General features: G+C 69.5%; 13 protein-coding genes. All 13 read right to left on the bottom strand.

Features of this window, described 5'->3' with window-relative positions; genetic code table 11:
* Positions 1 to 112 precede the first annotated feature (112 nt).
* From nuoN to ACZ7G3_RS00450, 13 genes are read right to left on the bottom strand one after another with little or no spacing between them, the layout of a single operon-like run.
* Positions 113 to 1,771 carry an NADH-quinone oxidoreductase subunit NuoN gene (gene nuoN, locus ACZ7G3_RS00510; RefSeq protein ID WP_470922662.1) on the bottom strand — a complete coding sequence of 553 codons (1,659 nt, stop codon included), beginning with the start codon at positions 1,769 to 1,771 and terminating at the stop codon, positions 113 to 115.
* Positions 1,768 to 3,339 (bottom strand): NADH-quinone oxidoreductase subunit M, encoded by a 1,572-nt coding sequence (locus tag ACZ7G3_RS00505; RefSeq protein ID WP_470922661.1) that lies wholly within the window; start codon positions 3,337 to 3,339, stop codon positions 1,768 to 1,770. The genes nuoN and ACZ7G3_RS00505 overlap by 4 nt, the downstream gene beginning before the upstream one ends.
* A 5-nt stretch (positions 3,340 to 3,344) precedes the next feature.
* Positions 3,345 to 5,318, bottom strand: a complete 1,974-nt coding sequence (gene nuoL / locus ACZ7G3_RS00500; protein WP_470922660.1) for an NADH-quinone oxidoreductase subunit L — start codon at positions 5,316 to 5,318, stop codon at positions 3,345 to 3,347.
* 15 nt (positions 5,319 to 5,333) lie between these two features.
* A complete protein-coding gene (gene nuoK, locus ACZ7G3_RS00495) occupies positions 5,334 to 5,633 on the bottom strand; it encodes an NADH-quinone oxidoreductase subunit NuoK (protein WP_003974374.1) in 300 nt (99 codons plus the stop codon).
* The gene (locus ACZ7G3_RS00490; RefSeq protein ID WP_426599852.1) at positions 5,630 to 6,487 is read right to left on the bottom strand and encodes an NADH-quinone oxidoreductase subunit J; all 858 of its coding nucleotides are present in this window, start codon (positions 6,485 to 6,487) and stop codon (positions 5,630 to 5,632) included. The genes nuoK and ACZ7G3_RS00490 overlap by 4 nt, the downstream gene beginning before the upstream one ends.
* Positions 6,484 to 7,125, bottom strand: coding sequence for an NADH-quinone oxidoreductase subunit NuoI (gene nuoI / locus ACZ7G3_RS00485; protein ID WP_470922659.1), 642 nt, complete (start codon positions 7,123 to 7,125; stop codon positions 6,484 to 6,486). Before nuoI ends, ACZ7G3_RS00490 begins: the two co-directional genes overlap by 4 nt.
* On the bottom strand, positions 7,118 to 8,494 hold the full coding sequence (nuoH, locus tag ACZ7G3_RS00480) for an NADH-quinone oxidoreductase subunit NuoH (RefSeq protein WP_470922658.1): 1,377 nt from the start codon (positions 8,492 to 8,494) through the stop codon (positions 7,118 to 7,120). Before nuoH ends, nuoI begins: the two co-directional genes overlap by 8 nt.
* A complete protein-coding gene (locus ACZ7G3_RS00475) occupies positions 8,491 to 10,995 on the bottom strand; it encodes an NADH-quinone oxidoreductase subunit G (RefSeq protein WP_470922657.1) in 2,505 nt (834 codons plus the stop codon). The genes nuoH and ACZ7G3_RS00475 overlap by 4 nt, the downstream gene beginning before the upstream one ends.
* A complete protein-coding gene (gene nuoF / locus ACZ7G3_RS00470; protein WP_426599856.1) occupies positions 10,992 to 12,344 on the bottom strand; it encodes an NADH-quinone oxidoreductase subunit NuoF in 1,353 nt (450 codons plus the stop codon). The genes ACZ7G3_RS00475 and nuoF overlap by 4 nt, the downstream gene beginning before the upstream one ends.
* Positions 12,341 to 13,213, bottom strand: coding sequence for an NADH-quinone oxidoreductase subunit NuoE (gene nuoE / locus ACZ7G3_RS00465; RefSeq protein WP_470922656.1), 873 nt, complete (start codon positions 13,211 to 13,213; stop codon positions 12,341 to 12,343). The genes nuoF and nuoE overlap by 4 nt, the downstream gene beginning before the upstream one ends.
* Positions 13,210 to 14,544 (bottom strand): NADH-quinone oxidoreductase subunit D, encoded by a 1,335-nt coding sequence (locus tag ACZ7G3_RS00460; protein WP_426599858.1) that lies wholly within the window; start codon positions 14,542 to 14,544, stop codon positions 13,210 to 13,212. Before ACZ7G3_RS00460 ends, nuoE begins: the two co-directional genes overlap by 4 nt.
* Positions 14,541 to 15,338 (bottom strand): NADH-quinone oxidoreductase subunit C, encoded by a 798-nt coding sequence (locus ACZ7G3_RS00455; protein WP_470922655.1) that lies wholly within the window; start codon positions 15,336 to 15,338, stop codon positions 14,541 to 14,543. The genes ACZ7G3_RS00460 and ACZ7G3_RS00455 overlap by 4 nt, the downstream gene beginning before the upstream one ends.
* The gene (locus ACZ7G3_RS00450; RefSeq protein WP_018528252.1) at positions 15,335 to 15,889 is read right to left on the bottom strand and encodes a NuoB/complex I 20 kDa subunit family protein; all 555 of its coding nucleotides are present in this window, start codon (positions 15,887 to 15,889) and stop codon (positions 15,335 to 15,337) included. Before ACZ7G3_RS00450 ends, ACZ7G3_RS00455 begins: the two co-directional genes overlap by 4 nt.
* Between the last annotated feature and the right edge of the window lie 10 nt (positions 15,890 to 15,899).

Raw genomic sequence — 15,899 nt, 5'->3', positions numbered from 1 at the left:
GACGGACACCACACCCCCCCCCCCAGCCAACGGGCGACACCAAAAAAACCGCCCCCCCCCCCCCCCCCCACGGACCCCCCCCCCCCGCTGCCACAGAGGCACGAGCGCCGCGTCAGCGCACGAACACCCCCGCCTGTCCCGCCAGGTCCAGGAAGTACTGAGGCGCGACGCCCAGCACCACCGTGACCGCCACACCCACACCGATCGCCGTCATCGTCAGCGGCGACGGCACCGCGACGGTCGGGCCCTCCGGCCGCGGCTCGCTGAAGAACATCAGGACGATCACGCGGATGTAGAAGAACGCCGCGATCGCCGACGAGATCACGCCGATCACGACCAGCGGGGCCGCGCCGCCCTCCGCCGCCGCCTTGAACACGGCGAACTTGCCCGAGAACCCGGAGGTCAGCGGGATGCCCGCGAAGGCCAGCAGGAACACCGCGAACACGGCCGCCACCAGCGGCGACCTGCGCCCGAGCCCGGCCCACTTCGACAGGTGCGTCGCCTCGCCGCCCGCGTCGCGCACCAGCGTGACGACCGCGAAGGCGCCGATCGTGACGAAGGAGTACGCGGCCAGGTAGAAGAGGACGGACGAGATGCCGTCCGGCGTGGTCGCGATGACACCGGCGAGGATGAAGCCCGCGTGCGCGATCGACGAGTACGCCAGCAGCCGCTTGATGTCGGTCTGCGTGATCGCGACGATCGCACCGGCCAGCATGGTGACGATCGCCACGGCCCACATCACCGGCCGCCAGTCCCAGCGCAGGCCGGGCAGGACGACGTAGAGGATGCGGAGCAGCGCGCCGAACGCCGCCACCTTGGTCGCCGCCGCCATGAAGCCGGTCACCGGCGTGGGCGCGCCCTGGTACACGTCCGGCGTCCACATGTGGAACGGCACCGCGCCCACCTTGAACAGCAGGCCCATGACGATCAGCGCGGACCCGACGAGCAGCAGCGCGTCGTTGCCCATGGTGTCGGCGAGTGCCGGGGTGACGTTCTGCACGGTGCCGTCGACGACCTGCGCGATCGTGCCGTACGACATGGAGCCCGCGTAGCCGTAGAGCAGGGCGATGCCGAACAGGGTGAACGCGGAGGCGAACGCGCCGAGCAGGAAGTACTTGACCGCCGCCTCCTGCGACATCAGCCGCTTGCGGCGGGCCAGCGCGCACAGCAGGTACAGCGGGAGGGAGAAGACCTCCAGGGCCACGAACAGCGTCAGCAGGTCGTTGGCCGCCGGGAAGACCAGCATGCCGGCGACGGCGAAGAGCAGCAGCGGGAACACCTCGGTGGTGGTGAACCCGGCCTTCACCGCCTTCTGCTCGCTCTCGCTGCCCGGCACGGACGCGGCCTGCGCGGCGAAGGAGTCGACGCGGTTGCCGTGCGCCTCCGGGTCGAGGCGCCGCTCGGCGAACGTGAACAGGCCGACCAGACTCGCCAGCAGGATCGTGCCCTGCAGGAACAGGGCCGGTCCGTCGACGGCGATGGCGCCCATCGCCGCGATGCCCGCCTTGGTGGTGCCGTAGCCGCCCGCCGCGAGCGCGACGACCGCGGCGAACGCGGCGACGAGCGCGACGGCGGACACGAACATCTGCACGTAGTAGCGGGACCTGCGCGGCACGAAGGCCTCGATCAGGATCCCGATGATCGCCGCGCCGATGACAATGAGGGTGGGCGACAGCTGCCCGTACTCGATCTTCGGCGCGTCGATCTTCGCGATCGGATCGGCCGCCGTAGCCGCCGTTGTCCACAGGCTGTGGACGGCTGTTGCGCTCACTTGGCCGCCTCCACCTCGGGCTGGGGGTCCTTCTTCTGTACGTCGGACATGGTCTGCTCCACGGCGGGGTTGACGATGTCCGTGAGGGGCTTCGGATAGACGCCCAGGAAGATCAGCAGCGCCACCAGCGGCGCCACGACCACCAGCTCGCGCACCCGCAGGTCGGGCATCGCGGACACCTCCGGCTTCACCGGGCCCGTCATCGTCCGCTGGTAGAGGACGAGGGTGTAGAGCGCGGCGAGCACGATGCCGAAGGTGGCGATGATGCCGATCACCGGATAGCGCGTGAACGTCCCGACCAGGACCAGGAACTCACTGACGAAGGGCGCGAGGCCCGGTAGCGACAGGGTAGCCAGGCCGCCGATCAGGAAGGTGCCGGCGAGGACCGGGGCGACCTTCTGCACTCCGCCGTAGTCGGCGATGAGCCGCGAGCCGCGCCGCGAGATCAGGAAACCGGCGATCAGCATCAGGACGGCGGTCGAGATCCCGTGGTTGACCATGTACAGGGTCGCGCCGGACTGGCCCTGGCTGGTCATCGCGAAGATGCCCATGATGATGAAACCGAAGTGGGAGATCGACGCGTAGGCGATCAGCCGCTTGATGTCGCGCTGGCCGACCGCGAGCAGCGCGCCGTAGATGATGCTGATGACCGCCAGGACGAGAATGACCGGCGTCGCCCACTTGCTCGCCTCCGGGAACAGGCCGAGGCAGAAGCGGAGCATCGCGAAGGTGCCGACCTTGTCGACGACCGCCGTGATGAGCACGGCGGTCGGGGCGGTCGACTCCTGCATGGCGTTGGGCAGCCAGGTGTGCAGCGGCCACAGCGGCGCCTTCACCGCGAAGGCGAAGAAGAAGCCGAGGAACAGCCACCGCTCCGTGCTGGTCGCCATGTCCAGTTCGCCGCTCGCCCGGGCCTCGGCGATCTCGGTGAGCGAGAAGTTCCCGGCGACCACGTACAGCCCGATCACCGCGGCCAGCATGATCAGACCGCCGGCCAGGTTGTAGAGGAGGAACTTCACGGCGGCGTACGACCGCTGCGTCGCCGCCGTCTTCTCACCGTGCTCGTGGGCCCGGTCCCCGAAGCCGCCGATGAGGAAGTACATCGGGATCAGCATGGCTTCGAAGAAGATGTAGAAGAGGAAGACGTCGGTGGCCTCGAAGGAGATGATGACCATCGCCTCGACGGCCAGGATCAGGGCGAAGAAGCCCTGCGTCGGCCGCCACCGGCTGCTGCCGGTCTCCAGGGGATCGGCGTCGTGCCACCCCGCGAGGATGATGAACGGGATCAGCAGGGCGGTCAGCGCGATCAGCGCCACCGCGATGCCGTCCACGCCCAGCTCGTACCGGACGCCGAACTCCGCGATCCAGGAGTGGGACTCGGTGAGCTGGTAGCGGTCGCCGTCGGGGTCGAAACGGATGAGGACCGCGATCGCCAGCGCGAGCGTGGCCAGCGAGACCAGCAGCGCCAGCCACTTGGCAGCGGTACGTTTCGCGGCCGGCACCGCGGCCGTGGCGATCGCCCCGACGGCCGGAAGGGCCGCCGTGACTGTGAGCAGGGGAAAGGACATCGGTATCAGACCGCCCTCATCAGCAGGGTCGCGGCGACGAGGACCGCCGCACCGCCGAACATCGAGACCGCGTAACTGCGCGCGAACCCGTTCTGCAGCTTGCGCATCCGCCCGGACAGGCCGCCGACCGAGGCCGCCGTCCCGTTGACGACCCCGTCGACCAGGCTGTGGTCGACGTAGACCAGGGAGCGCGTGAGGTGCTCGCCGCCGCGGACCAGGACGACGTGGTTGAAGTCGTCCTGGAGCAGGTCGCGCCGGGCGGCCCGGGTGAGCAGCGAGCCGCGCGGGGCGACGGCCGGGACCGGGCGGCGGCCGTACTGCGCCCAGGCGACCGCCACGCCGATCACCATCACGGCGACCGTGGAGATCGTGACCGTCAGGGCGCTGATCGGCGCGTGGCCGTGGTCGTGTCCGGTGATGGGCTCCAGCCAGTGCACGAAGCGGTCGCCGATGCTGAAGAACGCGCCGCCGAACACCGAGCCGACGGCCAGCACGATCATCGGGATCGTCATGATCTTCGGCGACTCGTGCGGGTGGGGCGGCGTGTACGCGCCGCGAGTTTCGGCCGCGGGTTCCACGTCGGGCTTCGCGGGTGACGGCGTCGGGGCGTTGCGCCAGCGCTCCTCGCCGAAGAACGTCATCAGCATCACGCGCGTCATGTAGTACGCCGTGATGGCCGCGCCCAGCAGGGCGCAGGCGCCGAGGATCCAGCCCTCGGTGCCGCCCTTGGCGAACGCCGACTCGATGATCTTGTCCTTGGAGAAGAAGCCGGACAGCCCCGGGAAGCCGATGATGGCGAGGTAGCCGAGGCCGAAGGTGACGAAGGTGACCGGCATGTACTTCCGCAGTCCGCCGTAGCGGCGCATGTCGACCTCGTCGTTCATGCCGTGCATGACGGAACCGGCGCCGAGGAAGAGCCCGGCCTTGAAGAAGCCGTGCGTCACCAGGTGCATGATCGCGAAGACGTAGCCGATGGGGCCGAGGCCGGCGGCCAGCACCATGTAGCCGATCTGCGACATGGTCGAGCCGGCCAGTGCCTTCTTGATGTCGTCCTTGGCGCAACCGACGATCGCACCGAACAGCAGCGTGACCGCGCCGACGATGGTGACCACCAGCTGCGCGTCGGGCGCGCCGTTGAAGATGGCGCCGGAGCGGACGATCAGGTACACGCCCGCCGTCACCATGGTCGCGGCGTGGATGAGGGCCGAGACCGGGGTCGGGCCCTCCATCGCGTCCCCGAGCCAGGACTGCAGCGGCACCTGGGCGGACTTGCCGCAGGCGGCGAGCAGCAGCATCAGGGCGATCGCGGTCAACTTGCCCTCGTCGGCTCCGCCTGCGAGTCCGGCCTCCCCGTGGCCGCCGAGCACCGGCCCGAAGGCGAAGGTGCCGAACCACAGGAACATCAGCATGATCGCGATGGACAGGCCCATGTCGCCGACGCGGTTGACCAGGAAGGCCTTCTTCGCGGCGGTGGCGGCGCTGGGCTTGTGCTGCCAGAAGCCGATCAGCAGGTAGGACGCGAGACCGACGCCCTCCCAGCCGACGTACAGCAGCAGGTAGTTGTCGGCGAGGACGAGCAACAGCATCGCCGCGAGGAACAGGTTCAGGTAGCCGAAGAAGCGGCGGCGGCGTTCGTCGTGCTCCATGTACGCGACCGAGTACAGGTGGATGAGCGAGCCGACGCCGGTGATCAGCAGGACGAACGTCATCGACAACTGGTCGAGCCGGAAGGCGACGTCGGCCTGGAAGCCCTCCACCGGGATCCAGCTGAACAGGTGCTGCGTCAGGGTGCGGTCCTCGGCGCCGCTGCCGAGCATGTCGGTGAAGAGGACGACACCGATCACGAAGGACGCTGCCGCCAGCAGCGTGCCGATCCAGTGGCCGACGGCGTCCAGCCGGCGTCCGCCGCACAGCAGGACCACCGCTCCTAGCAGGGGCGCCGCCACCAGCAGCGCAATCAGATTCTCTGCGTTAGTCACGGTTCTAGCGACCCCTCACAGCTTCATCAGGCTGGCGTCGTCGACCGAGGCCGAGTGGCGGGAACGGAACAGGGACACGATGATCGCGAGCCCGACCACGACCTCCGCGGCGGCGACGACCATCGTGAAGAAGGCGATGATCTGGCCGTCGAGGTTGCCGTGCATCCGGGAGAAGGCGACGAACGCGAGGTTGCAGGCGTTGAGCATGAGCTCGATGCACATGAAGACCACGATCGCGTTGCGCCTGATCAGCACACCGGTGGCGCCGATCGTGAACAGCAGGGCCGCGAGGTAGAGGTAGTTGACGGGGTTCACTTCGGCGCCTCCTCGGACCGCTTGGAGTTGCCGGACTCGACCGCCCTGCGCTCGAGGCGCTCCTCGGACCGCTGCTCCAGCGCCTTCAGATCACCCAGCGCCTCCATCGACACGTCGCGGATCTGGCCCCGTTCGCGCAGCGTCTTGCTGACGGTGAGCTCGGACGGGGTGCCGTCGGGCAGCAGGCCCGCGATGTCGACCGCGTTGTGCCGGGCGTACACGCCGGGCGCCGGCAGCGGCGGCAGGTGCTTGCCCTCGCGGACGCGCCGCTCGGCCAGTTCGCGCTGGGTCGCCGCCCGTTCGGTGCGCTCGCGGTGGGTGAGCACCATGGCGCCGACCGCGGCCGTGATGAGCAGGGCGCCGGTGATCTCGAAGGCGAAGACGTACTTGGTGAAGATGAGGGACGCGATGCCCTCCACGTTGCCGTTCGCGTTCGCCTGGGCCAGGCCGCTGAACTCCGTGACGGACGCGTTGCCGATGCCGGCGACGAGCAGGATGCCGAAGCCGAGCCCGGACAGCAGGGCCAGCCAGCGCTGGCCCTTGATGGTCTCCTTCAGGGAGTCCGCCGCGGTGACACCGACGAGCATCACCACGAACAGGAACAGCATCATGATCGCGCCGGTGTAGACGATGATCTGCACCACGCCGAGGAAGTAGGCGCCGTTGGCGAGGTAGAACACCGCCAGGATGATCATGGTCCCGGCGAGGCAGAGCGCACTGTGCACGGCCCTCTTCATGAAGACGGTGCACAGGGCGCCGATCACCGCGACCGTGCCGAGGATCCAGAACTGGACGGCCTCTCCGGTGGAGGTGCCGGCAGCGAGAGTCGCTGCGGCGGCGAGCTGCCCGGTCATCGGCGGATCACCTCCTCCGACGCCGGTTCGGTCCCGCCGAAGGTCGAGTCGGCCTCCTGGACGACCTCTCCCTTGGAGTGGGCGACCTGCTGGACCGTCCCGGGGGCGGCCTCGGTGACCAGGCCCCGGTAGTAGTCCTGCTCGTCCATGCCCGGGTAGATGGCGTGGGGCGAGTCGACCATGCCCTCCTCCAGGCCGGCCAGCAGCTGCTCCTTGGTGAAGATGAGGTTGGCGCGGCTGGAGTCGGCCAGCTCGAACTCGTTGGTCATCGTCAGCGCGCGCGTGGGGCACGCCTCGATGCACAGGCCGCACAGGATGCAGCGGGCGTAGTTGATCTGGTAGACGCGGCCGTACCGCTCACCGGGCGAGTAGCGCTCCTCGTCGGTGTTGTCCGCGCCCTCCACGTAGATGGCGTCGGCGGGACACGCCCAGGCGCACAGCTCGCAGCCGACGCACTTCTCCAGGCCGTCCGGATGGCGGTTGAGCTGATGCCGCCCGTGGAAACGCGGAGCGGTGGTCTTCCGCTGCTCCGGGTACTGCTCGGTCAGCCGCTTCTTGAACATGGCCTTGAAGGTCACACCGAAGCCGGCCACGGGGTTCAGGAAACCGGGGTCGGTCTCCTTGGGTTCCTCAGCCATCGGACGCCTCCTTTCCATCCGTAGATCCGCCCAGAGATCCGTCACTCTGAGTATCGGTCCCACCACTGACAATCAGCTCCCGCTCGCGGCGCGGACGGCGTCGCGGCACCGGCGGCAGCTCCTGGCCGGGCATCGGCGGTACGGGGAACCCGCCGGCCATCGGGTCGAAGGCGGCCGGCTCCTCCACGGGGTGCTCGGCCTGCTTGCCCTTCTCGCGGTACATGTCGACGACGAAGGACAGCACCAGCAGGGCCAGGACACCGCCGGCGACGTAAAGGGCGATGTCGGTGAAGTCGTAGCCCTCGTTCCTGAGGGCCCGCACGGTCGCGACCAGCATCAGCCAGACCAGGGAGACCGGGATGAGGACCTTCCAGCCGAGCTTCATCAGCTGGTCGTAGCGGACCCGGGGGAGCGTGCCGCGCAGCCAGATGAAGAAGAACAGCAGCAACTGGACCTTGACCACGAACCAGAGCAGCGGCCACCAGCCGTGGTTGGCGCCCTCCCAGAAGGTGCTGACCGGCCACGGGGCCCGCCAGCCGCCGAGGAACAGCGTGGTGGCGACCGCCGAGACCGTCACCATGTTCACGTACTCGGCGAGCATGAACATCGCGAACTTGATCGAGGAGTACTCGGTGTTGAACCCGCCCACCAGGTCGCCCTCGGACTCCGGCATGTCGAAGGGGGCGCGGTTGGTCTCGCCGATCATGGTGACGACGTAGAGGATGAAGGAGACCGGCAGCAGCACGATGTACCAGCGGTCGCCCTGCTGGGCGACGATCTCCGAGGTCGACATGGACCCCGAGTAGAGGAACACCGAGGCGAACGCGGCGCCCATCGCGATCTCGTAGGAGATCATCTGCGCGCAGGACCGCAGTCCGCCGAGCAGCGGGTACGTGGAGCCGGAACTCCAGCCCGCGAGCACGATGCCGTAGATGCCGACCGAGGCGACCGCCAGGATGAACAGCATCGCGATCGGCAGGTCGGTGAGCTGCATCGCGGTGCGGTGGCCGAAGATCGAGATCTCGTTGCCAGCCGGTCCGAAGGGGATCACCGCGATCGCCATGAAGGCGGGGATGGCCGCGACGACCGGCGCGAGGACGTACACCGCCTTGTCGGCGCGCTTGACGATGACGTCTTCCTTGAGCATCAGCTTGATGCCGTCGGCGAGCGACTGGAGCATGCCCCAGGGGCCGTGCCGGTTCGGGCCGATGCGCAGCTGCATCCAGGCGACGACCTTACGCTCCCACACGATGGCGAACAGCACGGTCACCATCAGGAAGGCGAAGCAGAACACCGCCTTGATGACGACCAGCCACCAGGGGTCGGTGCCGAACACCGAGAGGTCTTCAGCGGCGAGGTACGGGCTCATGCCTCCACCTCCTTGGGGGCCTCACCGGCGGACGTCGCCGGACCGATGCGGACGAGGGTTCCGGGCAGCACCCCGGCGTCGGAGGCGACGCCGGCGCCGGCCGAGTTCAGCGGGAGCCAGACCACCCGGTCGGGCATCTCGGTGACCTGCAGCGGGAGTTCGACGGCTCCGGCGGGGCCGGTCACGGCCAGGAGGTCGCCGTCCTTGACGCCCGCCTCGGCTGCCGTGGCGGCCGACACGCGCGCGCGTGCGGCGTGCCGGGTGCCGGCGAGCGCCTCGTCGCCCTGCTGGAGGAGGCCCTGGTCGAGCAGCAGCCGGTGCCCGGCCAGTACGGCCTCCCCGGCGGCAGGCCGCGGCAGCGCGCTCGCGCTCCGCAGCGGTTCACCGGCGCACGGCCCGTCCCAGGTGCCGAGCCGGTCGATCTCCGCGCGCGTGGTGCGCAGGTCCGGCAGACCCAGGTGGACGTCCATGGCGTCGGCGAGCATCTGGAGCACGCGGGCGTCGGCGGGCGCGAGGCGGCGGGTCATCTGGTCGGGCTTGAGCGCGGCCTCGAAGAACCGCACCCGGCCCTCCCAGTTCAGGAAGGTCCCGGCCTTCTCGGCGACCGCGGCGACGGGCAGGACGACATCGGCGAGCTCGGTGACCTCGCTGGGCCGCAGCTCCAGCGACACCACGAAGCCGGCCTCGGCGAGTGCCGCACGCGCGCGTGCCGGATCGGGCAGGTCGGCGACCTCCACGCCCGCCACCAGCAGGGCCTGCAGCTCTCCCCGGGCCGCGGCCTCGACGATCTCGCCGGTGTCACGGCCGTAGCGGTGCGGGAGGTCGGCCAGGCCCCAGACCGCGGCGACCTCCTCGCGCGCGCGGGCGTCGGTCGCCGGTCGGCCGCCCGGCAGCAGAGACGGCAGCGCACCGGCTTCGATCGCGCCTCGCTCCCCGGCCCGGCGCGGGATCCACACCAGCCGGGCACCGGTCGCGGTGGCGGTCCGTACGGCGGAGGTGAGGCCGCCGGCCACGGCCGCCAGCCGCTCCCCGACGACGATCACGGCGCCCTCGGCGCTCAGGGCCTCGGCGGCCCGTGCCCCGTCGTCCTCCAGGCCGACTCCGCTCGCGAGGGCGTCCAGCCACTCGGTCTCGGTGCCGGGAGCGGCCGGGAGCAGGGTGCCGCCGGCCTTCTCCAGACCCCGTGTGGTGTGCGTGGCGAGCGAGAAGACCTTCTGCCCGTGCTTGCGCCAGGCCTTGCGCAGCCGCAGGAAGACGCCGGGTGCCTCCTCCTCGGCCTCGAACCCGACCAGCAGGACGGCGGGCGCCTTCTCCAGCGCGGTGTACGTGACGCCCGTACCGTCGAGGTCGCGGCCGCGTCCGGCGATCCGGGAGGCCAGGAAGTCGGCCTCCTCGGCGCTGTGCACGCGCGCGCGGAAGTCGATGTCGTTGGTGTCGAGCGCCACGCGGGCGAACTTGCTGTACGCGTAGGCGTCCTCGACGGTGAGCCGGCCGCCGGTCAGCACACCGGTCCGGCCCCGCGAGGCGAGCAGCCCCTGAGCGGCGATCTGCAGGGCCTCCGGCCAGGAGGCCGGCTCCAGGTCGCCCTCGGCGTTGCGCACCAGCGGCGTCGTCAGCCGGTCCCGCTGCTGCGCGTACCGGAAGGCGAAACGCCCCTTGTCGCAGATCCACTCCTCGTTGACCTCGGGATCGTCGGCCGCGAGACGTCGCATGACCTTGCCGCGCCGGTGGTCGGTGCGGGTCGCGCAGCCGCCGGAGCAGTGCTCGCAGACGGACGGCGAGGAGATCAGGTCGAAGGGGCGGGAGCGGAACCGGTACGCCGCCGAGGTGAGCGCGCCGACCGGGCAGATCTGGATGGTGTTGCCGGAGAAGTACGACTCGAAGGGGTCGCCCTCTCCGGTGCCGACCTGCTGGAGCGCGCCCCGCTCGATCAGTTCGATCATCGGATCGCCCGCGACCTGGTTGGAGAACCGGGTGCAGCGCGCGCACAGCACGCACCGCTCGCGGTCGAGCAGCACCTGTGTGGAGATCGGCACGGGCTTCTCGTAGGTCCGCTTCCTGCCCTCGAAGCGCGACTCGGCCTGGCCGTGCGACATCGCCTGGTTCTGCAGCGGGCACTCGCCGCCCTTGTCGCAGACCGGGCAGTCCAGCGGGTGGTTGATGAGCAGCAGCTCCATCACACCGTGCTGTGCCTTCTCGGCGACGGGCGAGGTGAGGTGGGTCTTCACCACCATCCCGTCGGTGCAGGTGATGGTGCAGGAGGCCATGGGCTTGCGCTGGCCCTCGACCTCGACGATGCACTGGCGGCAGGCGCCGGCCGGGTCGAGGAGGGGGTGGTCGCAGAACCGGGGGATCTCGATGCCGAGCTGCTCGGCGGCCCGGATGACCAGGGTGCCCTTGGGCACGCTGATCTCGACGCCGTCGATCGTCAGCGATACGAGGTCCTCGGGCGGGACCGCCGCCTCTCCCCCGCCGGAGGGAGCGCTGGTGGTCACAGTCATGCGTTCACCTCCGTACGGTGGTCGGCCCAGGCCGTCGACTTGGCCGGGTCGAAGGGACAGCCGCGGCCCGTGATGTGCTGCTCGTACTCCTCGCGGAAGTACTTGAGCGAGGAGAAGATCGGCGAGGCGGCGCCGTCGCCGAGGGCGCAGAAGGACTTGCCGTTGATGTTGTCGGCGATGTCGTTCAGCTTGTCGAGGTCGCTCATCGAGCCCTTGCCGGCCTCGATGTCGCGCAGCAGCTGGACGAGCCAGTACGTTCCCTCGCGGCACGGTGTGCACTTGCCGCAGGACTCGTGGGCGTAGAACTCGGTCCAGCGGGTGACGGCGCGCACGACGCAGGTCGTCTCGTCGAAGCACTGGAGCGCCTTGGTGCCGAGCATGGAACCGGCGGCGCCCACTCCTTCGTAGTCGAGCGGGACGTCGAGGTGCTCGTCGGTGAACATCGGCGTCGAGGAGCCGCCCGGCGTCCAGAACTTCAGCCGGTGGCCGGGGCGCATGCCGCCGCTCATGTCGAGGAGCTGGCGCAGTGTGATGCCGAGCGGGGCCTCGTACTGGCCGGGGCTCGCGACGTGGCCGCTGAGGGAGTAGAGCGTGAAGCCCGGGGACTTCTCGCTGCCCATCGACCTGAACCAGTCCTTGCCCTTGTTCAGGATCGCGGGAACCGACGCGATCGATTCGACGTTATTCACCACAGTCGGGCAGGCATAGAGGCCGGCCACAGCAGGAAAGGGGGGACGGAGCCGCGGTTGACCCCGGCGGCCTTCGAGCGAGTCGAGCAGTGCGGTCTCCTCACCGCAGATGTACGCGCCCGCGCCCGCGTGCACGGTGAGAGTGAGGTCGAGTCCGCTGCCCAGGATGTTCTCGCCGAGGAAGCCGGCCGCGTAGGCCTCGCGCACGGCCTCGTGCAACCGCCGCAGCACCGGGACGACTTCACCACGCAGATAGATGAAGGCATGCGAAGACCTGATGGCGTAACACGCGATGACGATGCCCTCGATGAGGCTGTGCGGGTTCGCGAAGAGGAGCGGGATGTCCTTGCAGGTCCCCGGCTCCGACTCGTCGGCGTTGACAACTAGATAGTGAGGCTTGCCATCTCCCTGGGGAATGAACTGCCACTTCATCCCCGTCGGGAACCCCGCGCCGCCACGTCCGCGCAGACCGGAGTCCTTGACGTACGCGATCAGGTCGTCCGGCGACATCGCCAGCGCCTTGCGGAGCCCCTCGTACCCCTCGTGCCTCCGGTAGACGTCGAGAGTCCAGGACTCGTCCTCGTCCCAGAAGGCCGACAGCACGGGTGCGAGCAGCTTCTCCGGGCTGGTGCCCTTGATCTCGGCTGCCACGGTCATCACTCCCCCTCCTCGGCGGTAGGCCCTGCCGGGTTGGAAGGGTCGGATGCCGATGTGTCCTGCGGCGCGTCGTGCGAGCTCAGGTGTTCCGCCGGGGACGGGTCGTGCACGGCCCGGTCCTGCGGCGCGTCGTGCGGTCCGCCGTCCCGCGGGTGCACCACGCGCGCGGCGGGCGCCTCGCCCTTGGCCAGCTTGAGTCCGGCCAGGGAGGCGGGACCCGCGCTGCCGCCGGCCGCGACGGCGCCGTCCCGCTCGTCGGGGAAGCCCGCCAGGATCCGGGCGGTCTCCTTGAAGGTGCAGATCGGCGCACCGCGCGTGGGCGTCACCGGCCGTCCCGCGCGCAGGTCGTCGACGAGGCGTCGGACGCTCGCCGGGGTCTGGTTGTCGAAGAACTCCCAGTTGACCATCACGACCGGCGCGAAGTCGCAGGCCGCGTTGCACTCGATGTGCTCCAGGGTGACCTTGCCGTCCTCGGTGGTCTCGCCGTTGCCGACGCCGAGATGGTCCTGGAGGGACTCGAAGATCGCGTCGCCGCCCATGACCGCGCACAGCGTGTTGGTGCAGACGCCGACCTGGTAGTCGCCGCTCGGCCCGCGCCGGTACATGGTGTAGAAGGTGGCGACCGCGGTGACCTCGGCCGTGGTCAGGCCCAGCATGTCCGCGCAGAACCGCATCCCGGTGCGCGTGACGTGTCCCTCCTCGGACTGCACGAGGTGCAGCAGGGGCAGGAGGGCGGACCGGGAGTCCGGGTAGCGGGCGATGACCTCGCGCGCGTCGGTCTCCAGCCGGGCCCGGACGTCGTCCGGGTAGGCGGGCGCGGGCAGTTCCGGCATGCCCAGGCTGACGCCCCGCTCCGAAGAAGAGGTGGTCACCGGTCGACGCCTCCCATCACGGGGTCGAGGGACGCCACGGCGACGATGACGTCGGCGACCTGGCCGCCCTCGCACATCGCCGCCATGGCCTGCAGGTTGGTGAAGGACGGGTCGCGGAAGTGGACCCGGAAGGGGCGGGTGCCGCCGTCGGAGACGACGTGCACCCCGAGCTCGCCCTTGGGCGATTCCACCGCCGCGTAGGTCTGGCCCGGAGGCACGCGGAAGCCCTCGGTGACCAGCTTGAAGTGGTGGATCAGGGCCTCCATGGAGGTGCCCATGATCTTCTTGATGTGATCGAGGGAGTTGCCCAGTCCGTCCGGTCCCAGGGCGAGCTGGGCGGGCCAGGCGATCTTCTTGTCGGCGACCATGACCGGGCCGGGCTGGAGCCGGTCCAGGCACTGCTCGACGATCCGGAGCGACTGGCGCATCTCCTCCAGCCGGATCAGGAAGCGGCCGTAGGCGTCGCAGGTGTCGGCGGTCGGGACGTCGAAGTCGTACGTCTCGTAGCCGCAGTACGGCTGGGTCTTGCGCAGGTCGTGCGGCAGCCCGGTGGACCTGAGGACCGGGCCGGTGGCGCCGAGGGCCATGCAGCCGGCCAGGTCGAGGTAGCCGACGTCCTGCATGCGGGCCTTGAAGATGGGGTTCCCGGTGGCGAGCTTGTCGTACTCCGGGAGGTTTTTCTTCATCTTCTTCACGAACTCACGGATGTGGTCCACCGCCCCGGGCGGCAGATCCTGGGCGAGGCCGCCCGGGCGGATGAACGCGTGGTTCATACGCAGGCCGGTGATCAGCTCGTAGATGTCGAGAATCAGCTCACGATCGCGGAAGCCGTAGATCATGATCGTGGTGGCGCCGAGTTCCATGCCGCCGGTGGCGATGCACACCAGGTGCGAGGAGAGCCGGTTCAGCTCCATCAGCAGGACCCGGATGATCGAGGCCCGGTCCGGGATCTCGTCCTCGACGCCGAGGAGCTTCTCGACGCCCAGGCAGTACGCCGTCTCGTTGAAGAACGACGTCAGGTAGTCCATGCGCGTCACGAACGTGGTGCCCTGCGTCCAGGTCCGGTACTCGAGGTTCTTCTCGATGCCGGTGTGCAGGTAGCCGATGCCGCAGCGGGCCTCGGTGACCGTCTCGCCGTCGATCTCCAGGATCAGGCGGAGGACACCGTGGGTGGAGGGGTGCTGCGGGCCCATGTTGACGACGATGCGCTCGTCGTCGGTGCGGGCGGCGGACTGGACGACCTCGTCCCAGTCGCCGCCGGTGACCGTGTAGACGGTGCCTTCGGTGGTCTCGCGCGCGGAGGCCGCGGACGCTGACTGTGTGCTGCTCACGAGTACGACCTCCGCTGGTCCGGAGCCGGGATCTGGGCGCCCTTGTACTCGACGGGGATGCCGCCGAGGGGGTAGTCCTTGCGCTGCGGAAAGCCCTGCCAGTCGTCCGGCATCATGATCCTCGTCAGCGCCGGATGACCGTCGAAGACGAGGCCGAAGAAGTCGTACGTCTCGCGCTCGTGCCAGTCGTTCGTCGGGTAGACGGGGACCAGTGACGGGATGTGCGGATCGCTGTCGGGCGCGCTGACTTCGAGGCGGATCAGCCGGTTGTGGGTGATCGAGCGCAGGTGGTAGACGGCGTGCAGCTCTCGGCCCTTGTCGTGCGGGTAGTGGACGCCGCTGACGCCGGTGCAGAACTCGAACCGCAGGGCCGGGTCGTCGCGCAGCGTGCGGGCGACGCGGACCAGATGCTCGCGCTCGATGTGGAAGGTCAGCTCGTCGCGGTCGACGACCGTCTTCTCGATGGCGTTGTCGGGCAGGAGTCCCTGCTCCTCGAGCGCGCCCTCGAGTTCGTCGGCGACCTCGTCGAACCACCCGCCGTAGGGCCTGCTCGCCGGCCCGGGGAGCCGGACGGAGCGGACCAGCCCGCCGTAGCCGGAGGTGTCGCCGCCGTTGTTGGCGCCGAACATGCCGCGCTGGACGCGGATCTCCTCACCACCCTGGCCGCGCTGGCCGGGGAGGTTCTCCGCGGAGAGGTCCTTCTCCGGGTTCACCCCGTTCGCGCCGCCCGCCGCGTTGTTGGCGCCACCCGCGGCATTGTTCGCGTCACCCGCCGTGTTCTTCGCGTCGCTCACCGCAGCAGCCCCTTCATCTCGATGGTGGGCAGGGCCTTGAGCGCCGCTTCCTCCGCCTCACGGGCCGCTTCCTCGGCGTTCACCCCGAGCTTGGAGCTCTGGATCTTCTGGTGGAGCTTGAGGATGGCGTCCATCAGCATCTCGGGCCGCGGCGGGCAGCCGGGAAGATAGATGTCGACCGGGACGATGTGGTCGACGCCCTGGACGATCGCGTAGTTGTTGAACATGCCGCCCGACGAGGCGCAGACCCCCATGGAGATCACCCACTTCGGGTTCGGCATCTGGTCGTAGACCTGCCGCAGCACCGGCGCCATCTTCTGGCTGACCCGGCCCGCGACGATCATCAGGTCGGCCTGCCGCGGTGACCCGCGGAAGACCTCCATGCCGAAGCGCGCCAGGTCGTAGCGGCCGGCGCCGGTGGTCATCATCTCGATGGCACAGCAGGCGAGGCCGAAGGTGGCGGGGAAGACGGACGACTTGCGTACCCAGCCCGCGGCCTGCTCGACGGTGGTCAGCAGGAAGCCGCTCGGCAGTTTTTCTTCGAGTCCCATGTCAAAGGCC

It is taken from the genome of Streptomyces sp. NPDC037271 (assembly GCF_055603605.1).
This window is presented reverse-complemented; position numbering and strand designations above follow the sequence as displayed.